The sequence below is a fragment of the Sorangium sp. So ce1153 genome (assembly GCF_051521595.1).
Taxonomy (GTDB): domain Bacteria; phylum Myxococcota_A; class Polyangia; order Polyangiales; family Polyangiaceae; genus Sorangium.
This window is the reverse complement of sequence record NZ_CP150361.1, coordinates 10,531,988-10,557,172: the sequence shown is the minus strand read 5'-3', so window position 1 is coordinate 10,557,172 and position 25,185 is coordinate 10,531,988. Positions and strand designations below refer to the sequence as shown.

Annotated in this window: 20 protein-coding genes and 1 other RNA gene; 9 read left to right on the top strand and 12 right to left on the bottom strand. The window is 69.3% G+C overall.

What is annotated here, in order from left to right; genetic code table 11:
• The first annotated feature begins 23 nt into the window (after positions 1 to 23).
• Complete coding sequence (locus WME85_RS38120; RefSeq protein WP_437828086.1) at positions 24 to 2,984, top strand: penicillin acylase family protein; 2,961 nt, start codon at positions 24 to 26, stop codon at positions 2,982 to 2,984.
• Positions 2,985 to 3,253: 269 nt separating this feature from the next.
• Here the strand turns inward: WME85_RS38120 and WME85_RS38115 are convergent, their stop codons facing one another.
• The 4 genes from WME85_RS38115 to WME85_RS38100 all read right to left on the bottom strand — a co-directional run bounded on the left by WME85_RS38115 (position 3,254) and on the right by WME85_RS38100 (position 7,325).
• Entirely contained in the window at positions 3,254 to 3,670 is a 417-nt protein-coding gene (locus WME85_RS38115; protein ID WP_437842457.1) for a GFA family protein, read from the bottom strand.
• Between the two features lie 259 nt (positions 3,671 to 3,929).
• Entirely contained in the window at positions 3,930 to 5,024 is a 1,095-nt protein-coding gene (locus WME85_RS38110; protein WP_437828083.1) for an alpha/beta hydrolase family protein, read from the bottom strand.
• 508 nt (positions 5,025 to 5,532) lie between these two features.
• Positions 5,533 to 6,042, bottom strand: coding sequence for an RNA polymerase sigma factor (locus tag WME85_RS38105; protein ID WP_437828080.1), 510 nt, complete (start codon positions 6,040 to 6,042; stop codon positions 5,533 to 5,535).
• Positions 6,043 to 6,221: 179 nt separating this feature from the next.
• Complete coding sequence (locus WME85_RS38100; protein WP_437828078.1) at positions 6,222 to 7,325, bottom strand: RNA polymerase sigma factor; 1,104 nt, start codon at positions 7,323 to 7,325, stop codon at positions 6,222 to 6,224.
• Positions 7,326 to 7,503: 178 nt separating this feature from the next.
• On the opposite strand from WME85_RS38100, the gene WME85_RS38095 reads away from it, so the two are divergent.
• The 3 genes from WME85_RS38095 to WME85_RS38085 all read left to right on the top strand — a co-directional run bounded on the left by WME85_RS38095 (position 7,504) and on the right by WME85_RS38085 (position 11,897).
• Positions 7,504 to 8,637, top strand: coding sequence for a hypothetical protein (locus WME85_RS38095; RefSeq protein WP_437828076.1), 1,134 nt, complete (start codon positions 7,504 to 7,506; stop codon positions 8,635 to 8,637).
• Positions 8,631 to 10,292, top strand: coding sequence for a hypothetical protein (locus tag WME85_RS38090; RefSeq protein WP_437828074.1), 1,662 nt, complete (start codon positions 8,631 to 8,633; stop codon positions 10,290 to 10,292). The genes WME85_RS38095 and WME85_RS38090 overlap by 7 nt, the downstream gene beginning before the upstream one ends.
• 294 nt (positions 10,293 to 10,586) lie before the next feature.
• Complete coding sequence (locus WME85_RS38085; RefSeq protein ID WP_437828072.1) at positions 10,587 to 11,897, top strand: hypothetical protein; 1,311 nt, start codon at positions 10,587 to 10,589, stop codon at positions 11,895 to 11,897.
• A 93-nt stretch (positions 11,898 to 11,990) separates the two neighbouring features.
• Here WME85_RS38085 and WME85_RS38080 read toward each other — a convergent pair whose 3' ends face one another.
• Entirely contained in the window at positions 11,991 to 12,290 is a 300-nt protein-coding gene (locus tag WME85_RS38080; protein ID WP_437828069.1) for a hypothetical protein, read from the bottom strand.
• Positions 12,291 to 12,423: 133 nt separating this feature from the next.
• Between WME85_RS38080 and WME85_RS38075 the strand changes: the two genes are divergently transcribed.
• On the top strand, positions 12,424 to 12,651 hold the full coding sequence (locus tag WME85_RS38075; RefSeq protein ID WP_437828067.1) for a hypothetical protein: 228 nt from the start codon (positions 12,424 to 12,426) through the stop codon (positions 12,649 to 12,651).
• 45 nt (positions 12,652 to 12,696) lie between these two features.
• Here the strand turns inward: WME85_RS38075 and WME85_RS38070 are convergent, their stop codons facing one another.
• The 3 genes from WME85_RS38070 to WME85_RS38060 form a co-directional block, all read right to left on the bottom strand.
• Positions 12,697 to 13,320, bottom strand: a complete 624-nt coding sequence (locus WME85_RS38070; protein ID WP_437828066.1) for a hypothetical protein — start codon at positions 13,318 to 13,320, stop codon at positions 12,697 to 12,699.
• A 286-nt stretch (positions 13,321 to 13,606) separates the two neighbouring features.
• Positions 13,607 to 14,485, bottom strand: coding sequence for a hypothetical protein (locus tag WME85_RS38065; protein WP_437828064.1), 879 nt, complete (start codon positions 14,483 to 14,485; stop codon positions 13,607 to 13,609).
• Between the two features lie 497 nt (positions 14,486 to 14,982).
• Positions 14,983 to 15,363 carry a hypothetical protein gene (locus WME85_RS38060; RefSeq protein ID WP_437828062.1) on the bottom strand — a complete coding sequence of 127 codons (381 nt, stop codon included), beginning with the start codon at positions 15,361 to 15,363 and terminating at the stop codon, positions 14,983 to 14,985.
• Between the two features lie 655 nt (positions 15,364 to 16,018).
• On the opposite strand from WME85_RS38060, the gene WME85_RS38055 reads away from it, so the two are divergent.
• Positions 16,019 to 16,180 (top strand): hypothetical protein, encoded by a 162-nt coding sequence (locus WME85_RS38055; protein ID WP_437828060.1) that lies wholly within the window; start codon positions 16,019 to 16,021, stop codon positions 16,178 to 16,180.
• A gap of 177 nt (positions 16,181 to 16,357) precedes the next feature.
• On the opposite strand, the gene WME85_RS38050 is transcribed toward WME85_RS38055, so the two are convergent.
• Entirely contained in the window at positions 16,358 to 17,062 is a 705-nt protein-coding gene (locus tag WME85_RS38050; protein WP_437828058.1) for a hypothetical protein, read from the bottom strand.
• Positions 17,063 to 17,905: 843 nt separating this feature from the next.
• Positions 17,906 to 18,249: a transfer-messenger RNA gene (gene ssrA / locus WME85_RS38045) on the bottom strand.
• Between the two features lie 424 nt (positions 18,250 to 18,673).
• On the opposite strand from ssrA, the gene WME85_RS38040 reads away from it, so the two are divergent.
• Positions 18,674 to 18,964 carry an oxidative damage protection protein gene (locus WME85_RS38040; RefSeq protein WP_437828056.1) on the top strand — a complete coding sequence of 97 codons (291 nt, stop codon included), beginning with the start codon at positions 18,674 to 18,676 and terminating at the stop codon, positions 18,962 to 18,964.
• Positions 18,965 to 19,159: 195 nt separating this feature from the next.
• On the opposite strand, the gene WME85_RS38035 is transcribed toward WME85_RS38040, so the two are convergent.
• Positions 19,160 to 19,915, bottom strand: a complete 756-nt coding sequence (locus WME85_RS38035; protein ID WP_437842454.1) for a hypothetical protein — start codon at positions 19,913 to 19,915, stop codon at positions 19,160 to 19,162.
• Positions 19,916 to 20,307: 392 nt separating this feature from the next.
• Here WME85_RS38035 and WME85_RS38030 point away from each other — a divergent pair, with 392 nt between their 5' ends.
• Together WME85_RS38030 and WME85_RS38025 are read left to right on the top strand one after the other, a co-directional pair.
• Complete coding sequence (locus WME85_RS38030; RefSeq protein WP_437828053.1) at positions 20,308 to 21,348, top strand: alpha/beta fold hydrolase; 1,041 nt, start codon at positions 20,308 to 20,310, stop codon at positions 21,346 to 21,348.
• Positions 21,349 to 21,475: 127 nt separating this feature from the next.
• Positions 21,476 to 23,251, top strand: coding sequence for a hypothetical protein (locus WME85_RS38025; RefSeq protein ID WP_437828051.1), 1,776 nt, complete (start codon positions 21,476 to 21,478; stop codon positions 23,249 to 23,251).
• Positions 23,252 to 23,539: 288 nt separating this feature from the next.
• On the opposite strand, the gene WME85_RS38020 is transcribed toward WME85_RS38025, so the two are convergent.
• Positions 23,540 to 25,141: a BamA/TamA family outer membrane protein gene (locus WME85_RS38020; protein WP_437828049.1), complete on the bottom strand. Its 1,602-nt coding sequence runs from the start codon at positions 25,139 to 25,141 to the stop codon at positions 23,540 to 23,542.
• Between the last annotated feature and the right edge of the window lie 44 nt (positions 25,142 to 25,185).

Here is a 25,185-nt window from a genome sequence, read left to right as displayed (position 1 = left end):
CCGGTCGTCTTCCTGGAGGTGTCATGCGCCGCAGAGCCCACGCAGCGTTCCTTGGCCTCGTCACCCTGAGCTTGCTCGGTGTCCCCGGGTGCGCCGACGAGGAGGTGAGTCCGGTGAGCCCCGACACCCCAACGACCGGCGAGCCGCCCGACGACGGCGTCGCTCCGGGCGACGGCGTCGCGCTGGCCGGCCTCGAGGGCGATGTCGAGGTGGTGGTGGACGACCGCGGCGCGCCGCACATCTACGCGACCACCTTTCGGGATGCCGTGATGGTGCAGGGCTACCTGATGGCCCGCGATCGCTTCCCGCAGATGGAGATGATCCGGCGCAACGTCACCGGCCGTCTCGCCGAGTTCATCGGCCCGCTCTCCCCGGAGGCGTTGCAGGCGGACATCGCCGCGCGCGTGATCGGCTTCAAGCGCATCGCCGACCGCATCTACGATGAGCTCCCGGCGGACGGCCTCTCCAGGGTGGCGCTCGACGCCTTCGCTGCGGGCGTGAACGTCTATATCCAGGAGGTGCGCGACGGCAAGGTGACGCTGCCGGACGGCGCCTACCTGCTCACCGTGCTCCTCCTCTCCAAGCCCGACGTCTTCACCGACTGGACCCCTCAGGACTCGCTCGCCATCGGCCGCTTCCTCGCTCACACGCTGTCGTACGACGCCGATGAGAAGGTGCAGCTCACCCGGATGGCCGCCGCCGCGGCCGCAACCTTCCCGGCCGGCGACCCGCGCGCGGGCATCTTCCGCGACTTCTACTCTTTCGCGCCGGCGCAGGCCGTGTTCACGCGCGACGGCTTCCCGAACGTCGGCACGGACACCGGCACCCGCGCGGTGCTCCCGAAGCGGTTCGATCCTGCGCAGGCCCCGCAGAAGCGGCCGGGGCGGCCGCCGCCCGGGCCGCCTCTACCGGCGCTGGGCGTGCTCGCCGCGACGCAGGGCTTCTTCGAGCTCACCGGCCGCCTTCGCGACAAGCTCGGCGACGAGTTCCGCGGCTCGAACAACTGGGTGGTCTCGGGCGCCAAGACAGCCTCGGGCGCGCCGCTGCTCGCCAACGATCCTCACCTGTCGCTGCCGAGCCCGCCGCTCTTCTGGTATGCGCACCTGAACACCGCCCGCGCGGGCGGCGACCTCAACGTGCAGGGCCTCGCCCTCGCCGGGTTGCCCGGCGTGCTCCTCGGCTACAACGACCACATCGCCTGGGGCGCGACCACGGCCGGCCACGACGTGACCGACGTCTACGAGGAGACCATCACCGAGGGGCAGGGCGGCGCGGCCGACACGGTGCTCTTCAACGGCGAGCAGGTGCCCATCGAGATCGTCACCGAGACCATCAAGGTGGCGGGCAAGGACGACGTGGTGATCGAGCTCGAGCGGGTCCCTCACCACGGGTTCATCATTCCCACCATCGTCGACGGGAAGGTCGAGCCGCGCGCCTCGACCACCGCGCTCAGCGTGCGCTGGACCGGCGACGAGCCCTCCGGGGAGCTCGGCGCCTTCCTCGGCCTGGACCTCGCGAAGGACGTCGCCGAGGCGCAGGCGGCGCTCGAACAGTTCGAGGTCGGAGCGCAGAGCTTCGTCGTGATCGACCGCGCGGGAGACATCTTCTGGTCCACGCAGTCGCGCGTGCCCGTCCGCGCGGCGGCGGCGATGACCTGGGATCCAGAGACCGGCACGGGCCTCTCGCCCGCGATGGTGCTGCCCGGCGACGGCAGCGCCGAGTGGATCGGCACCCTGGAAGACCGCTACCTGCCGCACGACATCAACCCGGCGCGCGGCTTCATCGCCACGGCCAACAACGATCTTGTCGGCGTCACCGCGGACGGCAACCCGTTCAACGATGCTCACTACATCGGCTACGGCTTCGATCCCGGCTACCGCATCGCGCGCATCACCGAGCGCCTCGACGAGCTCACCGCCGCGGGCGGGGTGACCCCCGAGGACATGAGCCGCCTCCAGGGCGACCACCAGTCGCCGCTCGGCCGGCTGCTCGCGCCCTCGTTCGTCGAGGCCGCCGCGCGCGCGGCCGAGGAGCGCGCCGCGCCGGGCACGCACCCGGAGCTCGCCGCGCTCGTCGCGGAGGCTTCGGCCGAGGACCTCGACGCGCTCGCCGCCGCGGCGGCGCGGCTCTCGGGCTGGACTTCTCACGAGACCCCGGCCGGCGTGGACATCGGCGACGGCGCGCCCCCGGCGAGCGAGGTGGAGGACTCCATCGCGGCCACGATCTTCAACGTCTCGATGCTCGAGCTCGTGCCGCTCGCCTTCGGCGACGAGGCCACGGCGCTCGGCGCGCAGCCGAGCAGCGCCGCGATCGCCCGGGTGCTTCAGAGTGCCGTCCTTGCGCCGCAGCAGCTCGCCACCTTCGACCCCGCGCTCGGCGATACAGTGCTCTGGGACGACCTCGCCACCCCGGACATGGAGTCGCGCGACGAGCGGATCGTGCGGGCGATGCTGGCGGCCGTGTCAGCGCTCCGCGACCGGCTCGGCGCCGACATGGCTGGCTGGCAGTGGGGTCGCCTGCACACGGTCCGCTTCGCGTCGCAGGTGCCCATGCTCGCTGGCGGCAGCCCGGTCACGCTGCCGACCGAGGATGATCCGAAGTTCCCCGGGGGCTTCCCGCGCCCGGGCGACAACTTCGGCGTCGACGCCGCCAACTTCGGGATGTGGGACACCGACTCGTTCGACTACGGTCATGGCGCCGTGCAGCGCCTCGTCGTCGAGGTGACCCCCGACGGCCCGCGCGCGTGGAACGCCCTGCCGGGCGGCCAGCACTTCGCTCCGGAGAGCCCGCACCACGCCGACGAGGCCGAGCGCTGGCGGCGCAACCAGGCCCCGGAGATGTACTTCACCGACGAGGCCGTGCGGGAGCACGAGGAGTCGCGGGTCGTCTTCGTGCCGGGTCGCGCAGGTACGCGAGCGCGCGGATGCAGCTCGTCAACGTGTTGTACTCCGGGATGTCCAGGCGCTCGGCGCGGAGGTGGATGAGCCGCTCGACGAGGCCGACGAGGGGCCCCCCACGAGATTGACGTCCATCAGCCCGATCCGACCGACGGCGGAGGCGATCTCCTCAGCAGCTGGGGTCGGAGTCGGTCCAGACACCGCCGGTGCAGGTCAGATGGCTGGGCGCGTCGATCGGCTCCCCGCCGTGATGACGCCAGCGAGGGCCAAGCGCCGGCTTCCGGCTGGAGCCGTTCGGGCGGGGGCCTCGTCGTCGACGAGACGCGGGGTCGTGCCGCATGCCGTTCGGCTGAGCGTCATTCCGCAAAGCTGGACGGGCTCGGGGGCCGCTCCTCGAACTGCGGGGCGTCCCCGGCAATGTGATCCCACGGCGCCTTTGATCCGACGAAGATGTGCATCTCTATCCTGACGCCTGGATCACCATCGACGCACCCGAGCGTGACACCATGTACCTGGTCCCCGAACATGCCGCACAGGGTCGAGCCACATGCACTGCAGAAGGCCAGGCCCCAACCGTGTCCAGAGCTGTGCCTGGTGAGCTTATCTTCCCCCGCTATCCACCTGAACGTGCTGCCTGCGGCTACCTCGGCATAGGCCGATGATGCGCCGCTGAAGGCTTTGCGGCAGCGGGAGCAATGGCACGCGCGAGCATGCCGAAGTGCTCCTTCTATCCGATATCGAATCGATCCGCAGAAGCAGCCACCCTCGATCATCTCCACTCCTCCGTACTCGATGGTCAACGAGGATCCGCTCGAGCTGGTTCGTGCAACGGGTCCTCGCCGCTGCTCGAGCCTCCCCATGACGGCCGCTCGGAAGGCACCTTGCACGAGGCCGCACGAGGCCCCGCGCGCGCAGCTTGCATGGCGTGCCGGCCCGCCCCTCGCTGCGGTGCAGGCCGAGCGCCGCCGGGCCCGCCCTGTCGGTCGACCCGCCCTGCTCCGCGGAGCAAGGCGGTCTGGAGACCGAGCCGCTCTACGGCAGATTGGCAGAAGAGACCTGCCAGCTTCTGTCGGTGCAGAAGCGGCAGCTCGCGCCGACGAGCATGCCCTTGCCGGTGGCCGATTCGTCGCCCTTGAGCCACCAGTTGAGCCACGCCAGGTTGACCTGGGTGAACTCGCCGCCGTTCCGGGCCCACAGATCGCCCCCGTGGTCCGCGCCGACCTTGGCGAACATCATGACCGGGATATCACCCTGGGCGGCGATGTTCTCGAAGTCTCTCGCGCCGTTCTCGTTCGCGCCCAGGCTATCCTCGGTGCCGGTGACGATCAGCACGGGTGTGTGAATCGAGTTGTAGAATGCCTGATTCACCGAGAAAGAGCCGCTGCTCGTGTGTCCCCAGGTCGTCATTCTGGGATCTGCGGCGGTCCCCGCCGCCATCAAGCCGCCGCAGGAGAAGCCGTTCGCGCCGACCTTCGTGGTGTCGATCTTGTGGTAGTAGGCGCTGCAAGGCTTCTCGTTCTCGGCGATCACCCAGTCGATGTAGGCGAGCAGCACTTCGCCTCCGCCCCCGAGGTCGCGGTTGGGCTGGCTGTTGACCGGTGTCCCGTCCGCCACCACGAAGTAGCCATGCGAGGCGATTTCGGCCATGGCCGCTTGCGTCGCGAACCCGTCTCGCGAACATCCGCCCTCCCCCCAGACGAAGATCGGATACTTGGTGTCCCCATCGAGATCCGCCGGGCGATAGATGGTGCCCTCGTTGATGCCCGGGTCCGCGTTCGTCTCGACGACCACCTGATGAGGGCCGCTCCCCGACACGTTTCGACCAGCCGATTGTGACGCGGTGCACGTGCCGGTGAAGCCGCCGCCCTCGCCCGAGCCTCCGCTCCCGCCCGTCGTCTCCCCGCCGCCGGCAGGCGCTCCTCCGCCCGTGCCGCCGGAACCGGAGGGCTCTGACCCTCCGGCGGTGCTCTGTGAGCTGCCCGAGCCCGTGGGCAGAGGCCCTCCGGTGGTGCTCGCCTGCTCGCCGCCCGAGCCGCTCACGCTCCCTCCTGTGTCCCCCGCCGGGGCCCCGCCGCTCCCCCCAGCGTTGCCGTTGTCATTTGAGCCGCTGCAAGCGCTGACAATCATGCCCAGCGCGGCCCAGGTGAAAGCCCAAGTCGATTTAGTTTTCATAGCGACTCCGTATGGTGCCCCACCGACCCCGGCGGCACGCCGTCGATCTCCGTCGATCGCCGAAGCAAGAAGCAGAAGGATGCCCTTCGGGGTCAGTAGTGTGAGCGTTCACATGTAAGATGTCAATTCCAATCGACCGAACTGCGGCTGTCCTCGATCTCAGGGGAGGACGAGGCTGGCGGGTCTCCTTCGGAGCGCGGCGTCGGGCGAGGGCTCGTTCGGAGCGCGGCGTTCAGAGGGGTGGGCGCAGGATCGCGATCATCGCCGGCCCGCTCGACTGGCGCGGAGGCGATGTGGTCATCGACGTGTGTGTGCGTTCACAAACTTACAATCGGACGGAACGCGCTCGCGGCGAGGTGCGGGGATGAGAGCGCTGCTGTTCGGGTAGTTCGCACGGATGCAATGGCGCATGCGCCCGCTGGTCCATCGCCCAGCCGGCGCACGGCGATGGCGAGCCCCTCCGTCAGGGCCTCGCTCGGCCGAGCACCTTCTGCAGCTGCTTTCGCCCGCGGTGCATCCGCTTGTTCGTGGTGCCTGGATGGGCACCGAGCTCCGCGGCGATCTCTTCAGCGGTGTAGCCCAACGCGGCGCCCGCGAGCACGGCTCGCAGCTCGGGCTTGAGCCGCTCCAGGCCCCGAAGAGCCAGCCGGGCCTCCACCTGCTCGAACGGTGACGGCGCGTCGCCTTCAAGCCACGACGTGGTGTACGCGGTGCGCTCGTTGGACCACCGGCACACGCGCTCCCGGTAGTGAAAGATGTGGTGCCAGGTAACGGCGAACAGCCAGTGCTTCAGAGCCTTCTTCAGCGGCATGTCCGGGGAAGGCCGAAAGCTTGCGGCCTCCACGCTGCGCCAGGCGGACAGGAAGATCTCCTGCATGACATCGGGCTGATCGCGAGCAGGCACGGCGAACTGGCGCAACACGGCGCGGATGATCCCCGAGTGCCGCACGAGGGCATCGAACGGAACGCGCACTGCCGGATGCTCGACGTTCCCGATTCGACGCGGCGTGCGCCTGTGCTCCGCCATGGATCCCTTGCGTCTCCTGGATGTGCTCATTCTCCTGCCCCGGCCCAGGGCGGATCTCGGCCTGGCGTCGCGCAAGGACACCGCCGCCTCCACCGCTGGTTACGTGTTGCTGGACAGCCGACGATTCAGCGAACTTGCAGCAGCAGCGCCTCACGTTCCGCGGCGAGCTGACCTCGCGGGAACTCGATAGCGTGCATGTCGAGCAGGCGCCGCGCCTCGACGTCGGCCCTGGCGTTGTGGGCCTCGATGGCCTTGCGCGCCTGGCGGATCAGGTTCTTCTCGCGCTCGCTGGCGGTCGGGCGTGCTGCGCCGACCGGGGACGAGGCACCAGCGGCTGCCGCGGCGGGCGAGCCGGGCATGCCGTTCACCGCGTCCACTGGAGGCGCTTCCTCCCGAGGTTCGACGGGCGGCGCGATGCTCTGCCCGCTGGGCGCCGTCATGGCGACCGCTGGAGGTAGCTCGCGTTGCTGGCCGGGCGGCACGGTGCCCAGCGCCACGGGCGCGGCCGTGGGCGCGTGGACCGTCGCCGTCCGGAGCCATGCCTCGGTGCCGGACGAGGGCGGGAGCGCCGCAACGACGGCGCCGGTGAGCACGACGAACACCCCCTGCCCGAGGAGCTTCGCGCCCAGCTTGCGTAGCGAGTCGGCCGACCACTCGCGGGGATTCAGGCCGAGCGCCATTGGAACGCAGGCCTCCTCGTCCCACCCCCGCGAGCGCTGCTGGGCGATCCAGCGCCGCTTCGCTGCCTCCAGGTGCTCGCGAGCCCGGCGGTGCTGGGTCTTCACGGTCTCCAGCCTGAGCCCCAGCTCGGCGGCGATCTCGGCGAGCGGCTGCTCCTCGAGCTCGTGCCGGATCAAGACCTCGCGGTACCTGGGGTCGACCTGGCCGATCAGAGTTCGGGTGAGCGCCTCCCGATGCCGTCTGCGGATCAGGTCCTCCGGACTGGGGCGCTCGTCCTGGAGCTCGCGATCATCGAACGCGGTCAGGACCTCGCCCCGGCGGCGCGCGTTCCGGGTGTGCTTCCGCGCCTGGTTCAGGGCGATGGTGACGGAGTACGGCGCCGGATCCTCGCCCGGCTCGATCCGCTCTCGTGCCTCCCATGCCCGCAGAAGGGCATCCTGCGCGACGTCCTCGGCGTTTCGCTCGGGGACACCGACGCGCCTCGCGAGGCGCCGGAAGAGCTCGAAGCGGGGGGTGGTTCTTGCTGGCCTGCCCACAGCTGGTAGCACCCCTGAGCCGCCCGGAAGGGTTCAGGAAAGTGCATGGTCGGACAACTTTGGTAAGATGATGTGGTTCAATGTGAGATGCGAGCCTGTGATCCCCTGGCCTGGAGAGTCGACCAATCCTTTACGTCTTCGAGCTGAACTTTCCCGCTTAGCAGGTTCTTTTTCGGCGCATTTATCGCGGTTGACGCCGCGCACCGGGCGTAAGTACGTTGCCGCCATGCGATTCGTTGCGCCTTCGTTGCTGTTTTGCCTGATGTTCGGAGTCGCAACTGGCGATGCGAGCTCGGCCAGCGCTGAGGACATCTATTCAACGCTGGAAGAGGGCGAGGGTTCGATCGTGAAAGACGACGTTCGCCGCGCGAAGCGAGCCCGCGACGCAGGGCGGTGGGTCGAGGCACACGCGGCTTACAAGGCAGTCTTCGAGGCAGCGGACCCGGCGTCGAGCACGGAGAGAGAGCGCGCGGAGCTCGCCGGAGAGCTCGGCCTGTGCGAGCTCGAGCTGCGCAAGTACCGTGATGCAGCCGAGCATCTGGCCTGGAGCCTCGAGCAGCGCGACGCGCTCCCCCTTCAACTACAGCTACGGTTCGAGGCCGGGCAGCGCAAGGCAGCGCCGCACGTCGGGACGCTCTACCTCTCGGTCGATCCGCCCGATGCCGAGGTGCTCATCGACGGCAAGGTCATCAGCGCCCCTGCGCGGACCTACAGGCTGTTCCTGGAGCCCGGGGAACACATGGTGCGGGCTCGGTTTGCGGGCCATGAAGAAGCGTTCCAGTCGTTCGACGCGCAGGCGGGCAAGGCGACGACCATCTCGATGCGGGTGCCGCGCGCCGCGACGCCGGCAGCCGTCTCGAAGGACACGGCGACCGGGACTCGGGAGGCGAAGCGTTCCGAGCGAGGAGCACAGGCGTTGACCGTGGCGTCGTCCTCCACCTCCACCGCATCGAAGCTGCGCGTCGCGGGCGCGGTGCTGGCGGGGGCAAGCATGGTAGCCGGCGGCGGGTTCCTGATGTGGAGCGCCTACACCGAGGACGAGCTCCACGATCGGGCTACCGCGCTGCGTGGCGCGGATGAGGAAGCGGACCGATGTGCGCGCCAGAACGCACCGCGCGCGTGCTCGGAGCTGCGCGACCTGCAAGAGAAGCGCGATCTGTTGAGGCAAGTCGGATGGGTGAGCCTTGCGACTGGCGGCGCGATCGGTGCGCTGACGCTCGTGTCCCTGTTCGTGGATCGAGCCTCGCCGCCGAGCGATGGGGTGCGCATCGTGCCCACGGCGAGCGAGCGAAGCGCAGGGCTGACGATGATCGGTGCATGGTGATGAACGTGGAGCACGGGGACATGGATGCGGCATCGAAAGGCAGGCGCGGGGTGGTTACCCTGGTGTCCTTCGCGCTTGGAGTTGGAATCGCAGCGGTCGTGTGCGGGTGTTCCCCCGGTCCCACGGTGCCCGTTTGCGACGACGATCCCGTGGTAACGCCACCCGAGGACGGGTGCGGCATCTTCGTGAGTGCAAGCCTCGGGGACGACGCGAACCCTGGCAGCCGCGCGGAGCCGGTAAAGACATTATCCAAAGCCATCGAGCTCGCAGATACGGGCAGCCACCGTGTCTACGCATGCGCTGAGACCTTCAATGAGACGCTTGGGCTCCACAGCACGAGCATCTGGGGCGGATTCGACTGCGCGGACGGCTGGCGGCATCTCGGCGCCAGCGCGAAGACGGTTGTCGCCCCGGAGGGGCCCGTTGCTGAAGTGGTATGGCTCGGAGGACGAGCCGTTGCTACGTTCACGAACCTGCGAATCGTGGCTCCCGATGGCGATGACGTGGATGGTGACGAAAATGGATCCATCGGGATAGATACGCTTGAAGGGGTTCAGCTCAAGCTCGTGGCGAGCGAAGTCATCACCGGGCGTGGTGGAGAGCCGGGAGGCAGCTCGATTGCGATCTATCTACGAACCGGCAGCGAGATCGAGGTGATTGACAGCAATATCGTTGCGGGCGACGGAGCGGACGGTGAGCCCGGAGCCGCGGCCGGTGGCATGGCCGCAGCCGACGGAGCGACGGGGCACCCGGGAGCTGACGCGTGCACTGTGGACGCCCCGGAGTGGACGCCGGGCGTCACGACCGCGTGCGATGACGGGAGCTCGGTCAGCGGCGGCGGGGGCCTCGGGCTGGCGGATCGGGGCTCCAGCGGCGGCAACGGAGAGCCTGTCCCGGATCCCAACCCGACGGGCGCCGGTGCCGGAGGTATCGGTCAGCAGGGAAGTATGGCGTGCAGCGATGGCCAGCGCGGCCTTGACGGTGCCGTTGGTGTACAGGGCCAAGGAGCGAAACGTCCCGGCGTCGTCGCATTGGGGCGCACCCTGGGCAAGGGCCAGGACGGGCTGTTTGGGCGCCCTGGTCAGGGTGGTGGAGGTGGTGGCGGGTCGCGCGGCGGTGCGACGGCCTGTGGCGCCGGACCGACCGGTGGAGCGTTCGGCGGCTCGGGCGGGTCGGGGGGCTGTGGCGGCAAGCCGGGGAAAGGGGGGTTCGCCGGAGGGGCGAGCATCGGCATCGCTACGAGGGGGTCGAAGGTCACAGTCCGCGGGTCGACGATCCAGACGGGCCGTGGCGGTCGGGGTGGCGCGGGAGGGGCAGGCTTACCGGGAGGTAGCGGAGCTCCTGGCGGCGACGGCGGCAGAGCGGTACCTGGCACGCTTGCAGGGTGCCGCGGAGGCGACGGCGGCAACGGCGGGCCCGGAGGTGGCGGAGGCGGCGGTCTCGGGGGCCATTCGATCGGCATCGCGTACCTCGAGACCGGGGAGGTGACACGGGATGACGTCGAGGCGACGTTTCTGCTCGGGACTGCGGGCAAGGGCGGGCCCGGCGGTGACCCAGACGCCGCGGAGAGCGCAGGTGATGACGGCGTCGCGGCCGAGTTCCTGCCCTTCGTGGCTGAGGATTCAAACGATCCAGACTCCTGGGCGCGGGAGTAGGCGGCGGCAATGCGAGGAGACTCCATGACAGGCACAACATCGAGGCGCAACCGATGGCGTTGCGTGTCCGAGGCATGGCCTCTGCTGCTCGTGACCTCGTGGCTTTCCGCACTTGCGGCGACTGGATGCGGCGCCGACGCGAGTACGTGGGAGGCCTGTGAGGAAACACTCACGTGCACGCCGGTTGTGGCTTGTAATGCCGACCACGGCAACCCTGACCTTCCGGTCGACTGCGATGGTGTGTATTTGCGGCAGGATGGTCATGACGATCACCCGGGCACGCGAGAGGATCCGGTGAAGACCTTCGCGCGTGCATTCGATCTCGCGCGCGAGCACGGGATGCGCGTGTACGTTTGCGCCGATACGTTCAATGTCGAAGTGCGTGTGCCGGCAGGCATGGAGGTGTGGGGCGGGCTCGACTGCCGTGATCCCCGGGGGCATTGGCCGCTGCATCCGCTGGGCGAGCTCACGACGATCGAGCCAGGACCGAACCTCGTCCCCCTTACGGTCGCGAATGAGGCGGCCGAGCCCACGCGTGAGGGCGCCGTGGCCACAACGCTCACCAGGATGCGGATGATCGCGCAGGACGCCACCGTGCCGGGTGGCTCTGCCATCGCCATGCGTGCCTTATCGGGGGTGACGGTGGAGGTGCGCCTGAGCGAGATCGTCGCCGGCGACGGCGCAGATGGGTCTCCCGGCGCGGACGGCGGAGCAGAACCAGCACAAGAGGGAGAGCCAGGAAACCCAGGTGCGGTGGCGTGCTCCGCAGATAGGGTTGAAGGAGGCGCGCGGGTCACGACGTCCTGTGATGACGGCGTTTCCTCAAGCGGAATGGGCGGCGTTGGCACCAAGGGTGATGGTGGTGATGGAGAAGATGGTACGCCTTTGCCGGCGAGTAACTCGATGAATTTCGGACGAGGTGGGCTCGGGCAGCAGAGCATGGAATGCACTGATGGACTCCGGGGAATGTCAGGCGTCGACGGTTTTCGAGGTAACGGTGCGTCAGGGCCGGGACGGCTCACCGATGCGGGTCTGGAAGGCACTTGGGGCGGAGATGGCGAAGCTGGGCAGCACGGCTACGGAGGCGGCGGTGGAGGGGGCTCCCGCGGCGGATCTATGTTCTGCAGCGTAGACCTGTCGCAGGGTGGCGCTTCTGGTGGCTCGGGCGGTGCTGGTGGTTGCGGTGGCAAGCCGGGGAAGGGCGGCGGTCCGGGCGGGTCGAGCATCGGGATTTTGTCTCACCACGCCAGCGTCCACGTGAGCAAAACGAGCATCACCACGGGCCGGGGCGGCAACGGCGGACGCGGAGGAAACGGCCAGTTCGGCGGCGTGGGTGGTTACGGCGGCACGGGCGGTGGCAACAGAGCGGGGTCACTGCCGGGCTGCCGCGGCGGCGATGGCGGGAAAGGCGGCAACGGCGGTCGGGGCGGTGGAGGGCACGGTGGGCACTCGCTCGCGGTTGCGCATACTGCCGACCTGGGGCCGAACGTTGATTCCGACTCTGTGACTAGCCTCGGAAATCATGGCGATGGCGGAGGCGCTGGCGACTTGGACGCGAACTCGGGAGAGCCAGGTACCGCTGCTGTCTCTATAGGCTTCCAGTAGCGTCGTCCTCAAACCGCAATCGGAGATCGACAGGCGCGGTCGCGCCGACCGCACCGAGCAGTGGCGGCGCTCCGATGGAATCCGTCAGCGAGCTCAATCGCCAGCGTACTCGGTGCAGTAGTCGTGGCGGCCGGGGCCTGCATCGACACACCCCAGAACACATACCTTCTCCGCAACGACGTCGCATCCGCTATCTGTCTTCTGCTGCCACGTTAGAATGTTGCCGACACAGTAGTAACCGGAACCATGGTCGCATAGCGCTTGAGCGGTCTCCTCGTAAGATTCGATGTCGCCGTTCACATCTCTGTCATCCTCAGGATCAGGCGCACCAACACATGCTGCTACCGTGAGAACGGTAACCAGACTCAGCGCGAACTTGGATGTCAGCTTCATAGATTTCTCCTAGTTATCGGAGAGCGTCGCTCCCGTTGTTCTCGTTAAGCCGCAAGCGGGCGTGAGCAATCAGGGGAGCCCGGACCCGCGGTCCAGTCAGCACCGATCCCCTTCAGGTCACGCTCGGATCAGCATGAGGGCGGCGCTCGCGGCGGGCGACGTGGAGGCGGCGCGCATCGCCCACGAGACCATCGGGCGGCTGCTCGGCGCGCCAGGGGCGGACGCGGGCGGCATTATCGCCTCGCGGCCGAGCGCAGCCGGCGCGGCGGGTAGCCCAGGCTGGCCCGCGCTCGCGGCGGGCGGCGTGGAGGCGGCGCGCATCGCCCACGAGACCATCCACCGCAGGCTGGCTGTGGCGTGAACCGCGCGCGACGAGGGGGCGAGCCGACCTGGCGTGAGGTCGCGCTCACCGGAACGGCCAGATCGCGGCCGCGGCGACGCAGCGTAGGTCACGGATCGCTTCGAGCGCGGGCGCAGCCGGCTCATCGCGATCCGCCTCGTCGGTCGACTCGAAGATCGCGAGCGTCCGATCGGGGGGTGGGGTCTCGCACGTCGGGACGCGCTCGACCGGCCTCGAGTCGTCGAGATCCGATGGATGCGCCGCGTGCAGCACGCCGCGACGGAAGGCGAACATGCCTGCGTCCCGCATGCGCTCGCCGCTGAACATCACACCGACATCCGCGCCGCACCGCACCTGACCCTCCAGCGAGCCGCCAGGCCACGCGACGCGCGCGGTCCACGTCGATGGGCCGGCGGGCGGCACCGCTCCCCAGGCGAGCACGCATTCCCCCGGAGCCCCCGCGCGCGCGGCCTCCTGGTCGAGGGCGCGGCGCACCTGGGGGAGGACCTGGTCGAGCTCCACGCGCACGGTGATCTGCGCGGCGGCCACGATCGCCGCCGGCTCCGCCGTACCCGGCGCCGCGGCAGCCGACGCCGTGGGGTGGGGCGCCGGAGCATGCGACGGCGGTTGCGACGGCCCGCAGGCGCCAAGCAGGAGCGCTGATGCGGCGTAGAGGATGTGGCGGAGCATCGCTCGACATGTCGGCGCGGCCGCGCCGTGGGTCAAGCAGGGCGCCGCCGCGGAGGAGCGAGGGCGGGGCCTGGACGCCGATGCAGCCCGACAGCGGCTCGCTTCGTCACGCCCGACGGCGCGGCGGGTAGCGTCGGCTGCGGCGGCGCTCGCGGCGGGTGACGTGGAGGCGGTGCGCATCGCCCACGAGACGATCGGGCGGCTGCTCGGTGCGCCCTCGAGCGCATCCCGGTGCACGTGCACGCGCTCCGACGTCACGCTCCCTGACCGGACCGAGGACCCTCGTTCAGCGGAAGGCGAAGCGGTCGACCGTGATCTTGTAGCTGAGTTGTTCGCCGCGCTCGATGCGGCCACCGAGCGATATGTTGTGCTCCTCGCCGCTCGTCGCCACGTACTTCGCGTCGGCCGCCACGAACGTGCACGCACCCTCGATCGGCTGCGGGCGCTCGAAGAGGCAGCCGTAGCCGTCCTCGGTGACGGGGCGACAGATGCGGGTGTCGATCTTCAGCGCCTCGACCTCCTCGCGCGAAAACAGGCGCTCCTCGTAGGTGATCTTCATGGGCTTCTCGCAGCGAACGTAGATGGGCAGGTACTGGTGCTGCGCGTCTCGGTACACGACGCCGTCGTTGATCTCCTCGCGCGTGCCCGCGGCCACGTCCAGATAGCCCTTCAGGCGGACCGGCGCCTCGACCGCGGCGGGGAGCCCCTCGGCGGGCATCGCCTCGGCGTGCGGGTGATCGCCGGCGTAGACGAGGACGTTGAGGAAGCGTTGCCGCGCGCCGTCCCCGGCGGGGTCGAAGATCTCGCTGACCGCGTCGCATCGTGCGGCCTGCTCGGCGGAGCGGCTCTCCATGTTGTCCCCGGTCGACTCGAACCCGAGCTCGTAGACGCCCACGCTCGCTCCCCAGCCATTGTCATCCTTGGACGCGGCCAGGCCGGCGGCGTCGTTGTTTGGGACGATCCAGAGGTTGTTGGTGGTGAGCGCGGGGACGTGCGTCAGCGAGCGAACGAGGGAGCCGTTATCACCGCAGCCGCGCCCGATCTGTTCATAGGTGGTGTCTACCTCCGCCGGAGTCGACGGGGTTGCCGGCGCCTCGGTGGGCTCGGCGATCGCGTCGCCGTCCGATCCGCCGCAGCCCGCGACGAAGATGAAAGGAGCCCCCACGAGAACCAACGAACGAAAGCAGTTCCTCATGACGGCGGTGGGAGCAAAGCTCGTACCTCCCCGATCCATGCGGACTTTCCGCCCAAATCGCGGCGCGAGACGCAACGCGTGAACGGGGCGCCACACCTCGGCCGCTTGCGACGCGGCCTCTGCGACGTCATCCCTCTGCGAGGCCATCCGAGCATCTGCCCCGGGCCGGGGGGCGCCCGGCCGCCGTGCTCTCGGCGAGCGGCTCCTGGCGGCGTCCCGCTGTGGTCGCACACGGGTGCCCGGGATCCCGCCTGCCGCGAGGTACGCGAGCTCCGCTCCAGTACGAAGCCGGCAACGGGTGGGCGGAATGTTAGGGCGTGCTCAGCGAGAGCGGCGTCCGAGAGGGCGGTGAGGTCGCCGGAGTCCGACTGTATCGAGGAGGGAGCTGACCGGGCGGGTGCCAGTACGATGGCGTCGAAAGCAAGGCCACCCTCGTGGATCAGTGCAATAGGTTACTGGAGCTCGCCTCACCAAGGCACGTTTCCGATGAAACCAAGCGTCAGCCCAGCGACGAAACATATCACCCCAATCCAGGCAGTGATAGCCAGCTCCCGGGTCATTGATGCGGCGTCAGTGATCAGCTTGGTATTTACCCTGAATTTCCAGGTGGGGATCGACCATACACATACGAGGCTACATAGTACGGATATGAGCAAAAGGACTAGCGCTGTGGATAGGATCGTCTGTCCGATGTCGCTGAAGCCTGGCTTGCTTCCGAATGCAGTGAGGACGACAAAGCTGCCCGTGATCAGAGACGTGAGCCAGGTGTGAAACTGGTTGCGGTCGTTGAGCCACGTCATGACCGCTTCCATGTTCTGCTCGTTAATGGCTCCAAAATCTTTTCTCATCACCCACCTCTCGCGCGTGTGGGGGATAGGAGACACGCAGCTGCTCCACGCAGGCGTCTGGAGGCATCTCCCAGTCCTCGCTGCCGCTCCAGCTACCCCCCGGCTGCCGCCCTCTGCGAGGCCAGCGGAGATGCCGTCCCGTGTCAAGACGAGGCATGCGCTCGGCAGGGTGCCACCGGCACTGGAACGGGGGCCGGCCGGCAGGGCTCGGGGCCTGCCCGCCACCCGCCTCGCCACTCAGCCACGTCTGCTCGCTCGGCTTCGGCCTGCGCCAGCACGCCGGTTCGGACCGGGGGTCGGTCCGGCTGGCCTAGTGCCCGCCGTGGAACTCCGTGGATCCCCGTACCCTGGCGTCACCTGCCGCGCCCGCTCGCGGTGTTCCCGCCTACATTCGGACGCGCACCAATCCACCCCTGCCAAAACTTGCCAGGTCACACGCAGGGCACACGCAAAAAAAAGACACGGCTCTCGCCGTGTCTTTTCAGTGGAGGCGCCGGGAATCGAAACGCCTGCCGAGGGTGGGGATCCGCAGGGATCGCGTAGGTTTCCGCAGGCGACGGGAGCGGCAACCGTGCCATCGACGGCAGCTAAGTGCGCGAAACCGCGTCATGCAGACGAATCGCAGACGAAACCTGCGGACCCGCGAACGGTGCTCTTGGCCCAGCTCGCGGAAGGCATGAGGGCGGCGCTCGCCGAGGGCGACGTCGAGGCGGCGCGCATCGCCCACGAGACCATCGGGCGGCTGCTCGGCGCGCCAGGGGCCGGCGCGGGCGTCGTGGTCGACCTCGCGGCCGAGCGCATCCGACGCGGCGGGTAGCGCCGGACGGGGCGCCGCTCGCGGCGGGCGACGTCGAGGCGGCTCGCATCGCCCACGAGACCATCGGGCGGCTGCTCGCTGCAGCAGAGACAAGGAGGTCGAGCACTCCGGCGCGTAAGCGGCCTAACGGCTAGCCGCTCTGCCGCGCCGCGCAGCGGTGTCGGCAGCAGCGGCTTGTTAGGCAGAGTATCCATGGGGGAAGCTCTCCACAAGCAGAACTGCCGTCGGACAACTCTGGCCTCCGAGCTGTTCCACACGATCGCGTAGTTCGATCGCACGGGGCACAGGCGCGTCGGGAGGCAATGTCGCCAAGAGATCGAGGAGATCCGGATCACCCAGTATGACGCGATCGCCAGGCTGCAGCGCTTCTTGTGCGCGGGTGCGAAGTGCATCTGGCTTATCTCCGAAGCATGGGCTGAGGAGGATGCGTCGATAGGTACTTGTCTTGGCATCGCCATGCGAGAGCTGGCCGGTGCGCACAAGTTCGTCGACGAGCCGATCGGGTGCGAACAACCTGCGCATGGGGGCGCCTTCACGCAGAAGGCCGATGGAGAATCCTCCGGCCGCGAGCCCATAGACGACCGAGTCTCGAATGACAATCGCGGCGACAGAAAAGCTCCATCCCCACTCGTTCGCACGCGTTACGTCCGAGAGAGTCGCCGCCGCAGCTTCGAGCGCTTGAGTAAACTCCGTATGAGTGAAGTCTGGACCAACCGCGAGGTTCGCCGCGAGACTCTCCCGGCACCAAGCCGCCGCTTCGGCACCCGTGCCCCAAGAACCGCTGCCGTCGAATAGAACGACTATCTGGGAGCGGTCATCGGAGGAGCATCGCACCAGTGGAGGCGTCGACGATTTGTAGCGACCCGCACAGACGTCAATCATAGCCTCGCCTCTTCTGCCTAACGTCGCAATCAGTTGCGTCGCAGGGCCTAGCGGCGGGTTATGGCATGTAGGCGGCGAAGCGCCGCGGCATATCTGCGTATTCCCGTGAATAGGCAGCGACTTCCGCGACCCATCTGCGCATCTCCGAAGATAGGCCGCCGCTGCGGAGACCCGGCGAGGGCGGGGCATCGGCAACCCTGCGGATCCTGCTACCTGGTGGGGCGAGGGCGGCGTCGCGGTCGAGATACTCCAGGGTCGCCAAGCGCGATGGTTTCCCGTTGGAGCGTTCTGTGGAGGGTACGGGCGGCGTCGTCATGCTTGGAGTCCAGAGCGTTCGCGAAGATTGACAACGAGACGACCGTCTCGTTGACGGAAGATCGGGCGGCGCAACCCCACGCGCCGATGGGTGCTGTCCGCGCCGTAAGAGCGTCTCTCCGGTCCTCACTGCCGCTCAATCCACCCTGAAAATGTGGTTTACCGAACGCGTACAGCGACCCCCATGGCCACCTCGCTCTGGAGGTCAGCGGAGACGCCGTTCCGTGTCAAGAGGAGCCCGCTCGGCAGCCTCGTCTCGGATAGGTTGGGGGATCGGGGTCACCGCCGGTCCACCTACCTCCGGTCCTGCTCCACTGATCCCGGCTTCCAGCAGGGCGGACCCGGGATCCGGGCTGCGGGCCCCCACCCGGCCATCCCGCCCCGTTCCGGTCCGCCCGTTCGGCTATGGCTACCCGCTACCGGTGCCCTGCCTCAAACCGTCCAGCCCCGCCCAGACCCCTGCCGAAACTGGCCAGGTCACACGCAGATCACACAAAAGCAGAAGACACGGCTCTCGCCGTGTCTTCTTGGTGGAGGCGCCGGGAATCGAACCCGGGTCCGCAAGGCATCCAGTCTACCTTCGTTCACGTGCGTAGTCGCCATACGCTGGCGACGGCGTTCGTAGATTCGGCTACGACCTATCCCTCACTGAATCTCGGCCGCGTTATCGAGGGCGTCCTCACGCGACCCAGCCCTGTGGTTGACACCCTTAGAGTACTAGGACGACCTTCTCCTCGGATGGCTTAGCGGTTATTAGGCCGCAACAGCGAATGCGTTGTCGTTCGCAATTGTACGTCCCGCTTGATAGGCGGAGCAGGAGCCGCCAGCACGCAGACAGACCTTCAGTCCCCACGTCGAAGCCGATCGCCCCCTCGTGGTTCGTTCAGACGGACCAAACATTGCTAGAAACTGCGCTGCCGTCAACCCCTTCGCGCCAGATCGCTCCGCTGCTGAGCGCGCCCCTGGGTCCGGTTCTCCGGATCGTTCGCCTTGGCTCGAGGATCCGGGGTCCGGTCCTGCTTGCTCCGGCGCATCCCCAGCACCCGCGTGGCTCCCGGCCTCCCGGCCCCCCGGCATCCCGCCATCCCCGCGTGCTCCCGCTCTCGCCCAGCCCGCTCCCGGGTCTTCCCGTCCCCTCCCGCTCTCCTCGCCGCTCTCCCCGCTCGCTCTCCCCGCCCGCCCCCCGCGCCTCCGCTCCCCGCTGACTTCGCCCGCCCCGCGCCTCCCCGCCGCTCTCGACGGCTCCCCCCGGCTCGGCTAAGAACCTCGCGAAACGGAAAAGGAGACGGGCACGTCATGTCAAGGATGGTGCAGTGCGTGAAGCTCGGCCGCGAGGCGGAGGGGCTGGAGAAGCCGCCGCTTAAGGGCGAGCTGGGCAAGAAGATCTACGACAACGTCTCGAAGGAGGCGTGGCGGATGTGGCTGGAGCACTCGAAGATGCTGATCAACGAGTACCGCCTCGATCTCATCTCCGAGGCTGGCCAGCGGATCTGGATGACCGAACTCGACAAGTACTTCTTCACCGGCGGCAACGAGGCCGCGGCGCCCCCGCCCGACTACGTGGCGCCCAAGGACAAGCAGGAGTAGCCGCTCGCCGCGCACCGTCGGCCCTGCCGCCGGCGGTGCTCCGTCCGCCCGCACCCGTCCGGCGCCGTTCCCGCGGCCCGCACCCGTCCGGCGGCGCTCCCGCGGCCCGCACCCGTCCGGCGGCGCTCCCGCCGACCTCCGGCAGCGCCCGCCCCGCCTGTCCCGCCTCTCCTCCGCCGTAACCCCCCGCCTCCCTCACGGGAGCGACCCCGGCGCCGGCAGCGACCCGCCGTTGCGCACGTAGTCGATCAGCGCCGCGCCCATCTGCTTGTCGACCTTCTCGCACTTCGCGGTGACCGCCCCCATCGTCGCCCCCTTGCACTCTTTCCTCCGCTCGGCGATGAGCGGGCCCACCTTCTCGTCGGCCTGGAACGCGTCGCGCGTCTTCTGGTCGAGGCTCTTCCACGGGATCGGCGCGTACTTCGGCTTCGGCGGCACGTGCAGCCGGACCTCCTCCGTCATCAGCGACGCGCACGTCCCGTCCCACCGCAGCACGTCGTACCCGCCCCCGGCGCCGCTCACGACCATGCCCCCCGTGTCCGCCACCCGGCGATACAGGATCAGCACCTCCTCGTCGAAGAGCAGCTTGTCGTTCGAGGACGACCCGCCCGACGCGTTCCACGCCTCCGTGTCGCGCGTGAGGTACCCGCGCGTGAACGGCGTCCCCTTGGCGAACAGGCTGAGCGCCACGTCCGGATAGAACCCGCTGCAGAGCCGCTTCACGAACGCCGCGGGCGGCAAACACATGGTGTCCTGCTGGTCGCACGTCGTCGGGACCTGCTTCGACGCCTCCGCCGCCGCGTCGTCCTTCTTCTTCCCGGCCCCCTCCTCCGACGCCTCACCGCCCGCCTTCTCGGCCGGCGCCGCCGCCGCCTCGGCTTCCGCAGGATCCGGCTCCGCCGGAGGAGGCGTCGCTCCGCCGCAAGCGACCAGGGAACCCGTCAACAGCACAAGCGCAAAAGAGCTCTGGACAGAACGCATGGCCCAAGAACCTACCGGAGCCGCCCCGCCACTCCGCATGGAAAAACACCGCAGGCCCGCGACGCAATGCGCCAGCGCGGCGTCCAAGGGACATGGCGCATTGCAGGAGCCCGGCGCCACGCCCGCAACGCAATGCGTAAGTACGCCAGACAGGTTCAGTTTTCCGACAGTGCTTGACACAAGCCTTCCTTCAGCGGAGTCTGCGCTGATTCCGGCAGGAGGTGGTCATGCTGGATCTTTCTTCGTCGACAATCTCGATCTCGTGCGTTGGCGGTTCGCGTAAGTGCAAGTCTCACACGGACGCTCGCTCGAGGCGAAGACGGGTGTCCGCTGGTCTCGGAGGGTGTGCGATACTCGCCTCCTTGTCTCTCCTCGCCGGCTGCGGCGCCGCCGAGGAGCAGCTCGATCCGTGGGGCACCGAGGACGTGATCACGGGCGCCGGCGGCGGCTCCACGTCGGGCGGCTGGACGGACGCCGCGGACGGCTCGGGCGGCAGCGGCGGCGGGTGGCCGTCAGCCAAGCTCGGTCCGCCGTATCCCATCGTCTTCGCCCACGGCTTCTTCGGGTTCGAGGACTTCGCGGGCGCGGGATACGTCAGCTATTTTTACAACCTCAAACAGACCCTCGCCGAGCGCGGTGAGGTGGTCTACACCCCATCCGTCGACCCGTTCAACAGCTCGACCTACCGCGGCGCCCAGCTGCTCGCGCGCATCGAGCAGATCCTCGCGGAGACGGGGCACGAGAAGGTCAATATCATCGCCCACTCGCAAGGTGGCCTCGACGCCCGCGTCGTCGCGCACGAGCGGCCCGATCTCGTGGCCTCCGTCGTGACCGTCGCGACGCCTCACCTGGGCTCGAAGGTCGCCGATATAGCGCTCCAGCTCGTCGCCTACGAGCGCCTGCAGGACGTGCTCGACGATCTCCTCAACGCCATCGGGGCGCCGCTCTACGACCAGATCGGCAACGAGACGAGCGTCTTCGCTTCGCTCGACCAGTTCTCGACACCAGGCATCGCGGAGTTCAACGCGAAGTACACCGACGCGCCCGGGGTGTTCTATGCCTCCTTCGGCGGCCGGACGGACCGCGCGGTCGGCGGCAGCGACTGCCTGGCCCTCGACCCGGCGCCGTTCGTCGCGCAGTTCGACGAAGGCCTCGACCCGGTACACCCGCTGCTGTCGCTCACCGAGACCATCCTCGATGGCGGCTTCGGCGAGGCGATCCCGAACGACGGCCTGGTGCGCGCCCGCGACGCGCGGTGGGGGAACTTCTGGGGCTGTCTGCCGGCCGACCATTTCGACGAGATCGGCCAGCTCTTCGGGCAGAGCCCGGGGGAGGGGAACCCCTGGCTCTATATCGACTTCTACCGCGCCGTGATCGAGCGGCTCCGGCAAGAAGGCTTCTGACCACCGCCGATCACGGCGAACCACCCGCCGGCCACGACGACCCGCCCGCCGACCACGGCGAACGCCCGCCGCGCCGCCGTCGAAAACCGCCCCGAGCGGCGCCCCCGTCCAGTACCATCGCGCGCCGATGCTCAAGGCGCTGCTCACCGGCTCGCTCCCGCTGCTCGCCCTGCTCAGCGCGGGCTGCAGCAGCGACGTGCGCCGGTTCCCCCTGCGCGATCCGGTCTGGCGCGACGCCGACCTGAACCTCGTCTCGCTGCCCTGCCGGCCCGACCCCGAGGCGCCCAAGGACGACCCGCAGCACCGGCTCTGCACGCCCGAGGAGTACGAGTCCTCGTTCGCGTGGGACGCCGCCGACAACCTCGTGTTCCGGCCGGTGTCGCGGTTCTTCGCCGTGGAGCCAGGCGGGGAGGCGGTCAACGTCAACAGCCTCGACGAGGTGCCGGACTCGAGCTGGTTCACGAACCGGATCGGCAGGAAGCCGATCTCCGCCGAGGAGCTCGTGCGCGGGCCGTGCGGCGACAAGACGCTGGATCCCGAGGCGCCGGACGGGTCCTGGGTCATCGACATGGGCAAGCCGAACGGCGCGAACCCCGGCTTCCGCGTCAAGGTCGAGGGCGTCGGCAAGTTCATGCTCAAGGCCGACCCCCAGGACCAGCCCGAGCGGGCCACCGGCGCGACGGCGATCGCGGCGCGCCTCTACCACGCGGCCGGGTTCTGGGCGCCCTGCGACTCCGTGGTCTACCTGAAGCCGTCGGTCCTGAAGCTCTCGCCCGGGCTCACCGTGACCGACAACAGCGGCGTCAGCAGGCCGTTCGACCAGGCGGCGCTCGACGGCGTGCTCGCGAAGGCCGCGAAGCGCGGCGACCGGGTGCGCATGGTCGCCTCGCGCTGGCTGCCGGGCCGCGCGATCGGCCCGTTCAGGTACGAGGGGATCCGGGACGACGACCCGAACGACGTCATCCCGCACGAGGACCGGCGCGACCTGCGCGGCGGGCGCCTGCTCGCCGCGTGGCTCAACCACTTCGACTCGCGCGAGCAGAACTCGATGGATGTCTGGCTCGCCCAGGACGAGAAGGACAAGGACGCCTCGCCGGGCCACGTGCGCCACTACTACATCGATCTCGGCGACTGCTTCGGGAGCGAGTGGGAGTGGGAGGACATCTCGAAGCGCCTCGGGCACGCGTATTACTTCGACACCGAGTACGTGCTGCTCGACTTCATCACGCTCGGCATCCCCGAGCGGCCGTGGGACCGGGCGCGGCACGACGCGCAGGGCGATATCTTCGGCTTCTTCAGCGATCGCGACTTCCGGCCGGAGGCATGGCGCGGCGGCTACCCCAACCCGGCCTTCGCGCGGATGACCGAGCTCGACGGGGCCTGGGCCGCCCGGGCGCTCGCGCGCTTCACGCCGGAGCTCATCGAGGCGGCGGTGCGGACCGGCGACTTCACCGCGCCGCGGCACACGACGTTCCTCGTGGACAAGCTCATCCAGCGGAAGCGCGCGATCATGGCGCGGTACCTCACGCGCCTTTCGCCGATCGCCGACGTCGCCCTGGCCGCGCCGGCGGAGCTGTGCGGCGTCGACCTCGCGCGGCGCACCGGCGTCGCGCGCCCGCAGGACCTCCGGCACGCGGCCGCGATGTACGCCGGCGAGGCGCTCGCCCTGCGCGCGCGGCCGGCGGTGCGCCCGTCGCCGGACGGCCGCGTGTGCCTGTCGCTCCCGCACATCGCGCCGGACGGCGGCGCGCCCGACGACGCGCCCTCCCGCTACGCCATCGTCGACGTGGTGAACGGGCACGCGCCCGGTCCGCTGCGCGCCCACCTCTACGACCTCGGCCCGCGCCGCGGCTACAAGCTCGTCGGCATCGAGCGCCCCGAAGACGCCGACCCGCCCGGTTGACCGCGACCGCCGCGCCGCCGCTCTTCGCCGGCAGCGCCCGAAGCGGTCCCGCCGCGACATCGGGAAGGAGAGATTGAACCACAGAGCGGTCCCGCCGCGACATCGGGAAGGAGAGATTGAACCACAGAGGCACAGAGGCACAGAGGTCAAGAAGCTTTCTCTCCCTCTTCTCTCCCCTCTGTGCCCTCTGTGCCTCTGTGGTTCAATCCTTCTTCATGAACCACAAGGAACCTGGTTCACAGCCCGCGGGCCCGCCCTCTCCCCCAGCGCCGCCGGCAGCGAGGGCGCTCAGAACCCGCGGCTGGCGCCGATCATGAAGCGCAGATCCTCCGGGCGGGCGCCCTGCTCGAAGGTCTCGGTCGCCGTGCCGACAAGGAGGTCGAACGAGTGGTCGCGCGAGCTGCTCGTGCGCAGGCCGAGCACGAACGACATGCGGAGCAGGTCGAGCTCGAAGTCGCGGAGGTGCTCGCTGAAGACGTTGCCCGCGGCCACCTGCACCGTGCCGTCGACGAACGCCCAGATCGGGTAACGGTACTCGAGGGTGGCAGCGGCGGCGCTCCGCCCGCGGAGGCGCCCCTCGCGGAAACCCCGCATCGGAAGGTCGCCGCCGAGCGGGGCGAGCTCGGTGAAGGGGACCTCCGCGACGCCGAGCGGGTCGGCGAAGGACGCCCAGAGGGCGAGGCTCACGATGCGGTCGTGCCCGGTGAGGTCGACGAACCCGCCCAGCGAGCCGCCGTAGCGGACCCACCGGCTCTCCAGCGGTCGCTCCAGGTCGGCGGCGTGCTCGCCGAACAGCTCCATCCGGACGCCGTGGCCGCGGGCAGGGCGCGGCCGCCGCGAGTCGAGCGCCGCGTGGGCCCCGATCCGGTAGGCGGTGAACCCCGTGTCGAACGCGGGGGGCAGCGGATAACGGCCGTTCGCGACGCGCCAGCCGACCGTCGGCTCACAGCACACATCGTCGAACTCGACGGTCTTCGCGCCGGTGTACGCCTCGACGAAGCTGAACGCGTCGAAATCGGCGTGGAGCGTCAAGCTCCCCTGGAGGCTCCGGGCGCGGTAGCGGGCGGAGTCGCGCTCCAGGGTCCTCGGCCCGATCCCGGCGAACAGCCAGTCTGGCCGGGTGTCCGCCTCGCCGCGGAGCTTCACATACGCGCGCCCGTCGAGCGGAATGCGGTCGGCGATCGTGAGCCTCAGCCAGTCGTGCCCGCCGGTCGCCGCGTGGAGGCGAAACTCGTTTCCGGGGAAGAACAGGTCATCATAGAAGAAGTAGACGCCGACGCTCGCGCGAAAGCCGAAGTCGAAGAGCGCCGTCGGGACGATGCCAATGTTGTCGTTCGGCCCGAACGTGAAGATGTCCTTGAGGTCCTCGATCCACTCGCCCTGCTCCGCGGCGACGGTGAGGTAGCCGAGCGGCCGCCGGACGAGGTACTCGCTGACGAGGTAGGCGGGATAGAACACGACGCGCGGCACCCAGAGCAGCACGTCGCCGGCGCTCGTCCCCTCGTCCGGGCGACCATCGTAGTCCGGCAAGGGGCGCCTCGCGCTCGGCGCCTGCGCCGCCGCGGGGGGCCGCGCGGGCGACGCGGATGAGGCCGCCACTCGAGCAGCTGCCGGCGGATCCGCCGGGCTCTGCAGTGGTGTCGCGGCGGCAGGTGACGTCGCGGGCCCGCGCGGATCAGCGCCCGCCTGCGGCGTCGCGGTGTCGGCCTGCGGCGCAGCGGCGCCGGCCTGCGGGGCCGCGGTTCCCGCCTGCGGCGCAGCGGCCCCTGCCTGCGGCGCGGCCAGCGCCTCGGCGCACACGGACAGCAGGGCGAAGCTCGCGAGCGCGGCCGCGCGCCGCCGCCTCACCGTGCCGAGCGCGCGCGTCCATCCCTTCTCTCTGGTGCCCAATCCGCCTCGTCTCTCGCACGCGAACCCGTCGCCGCGCGCGGGAG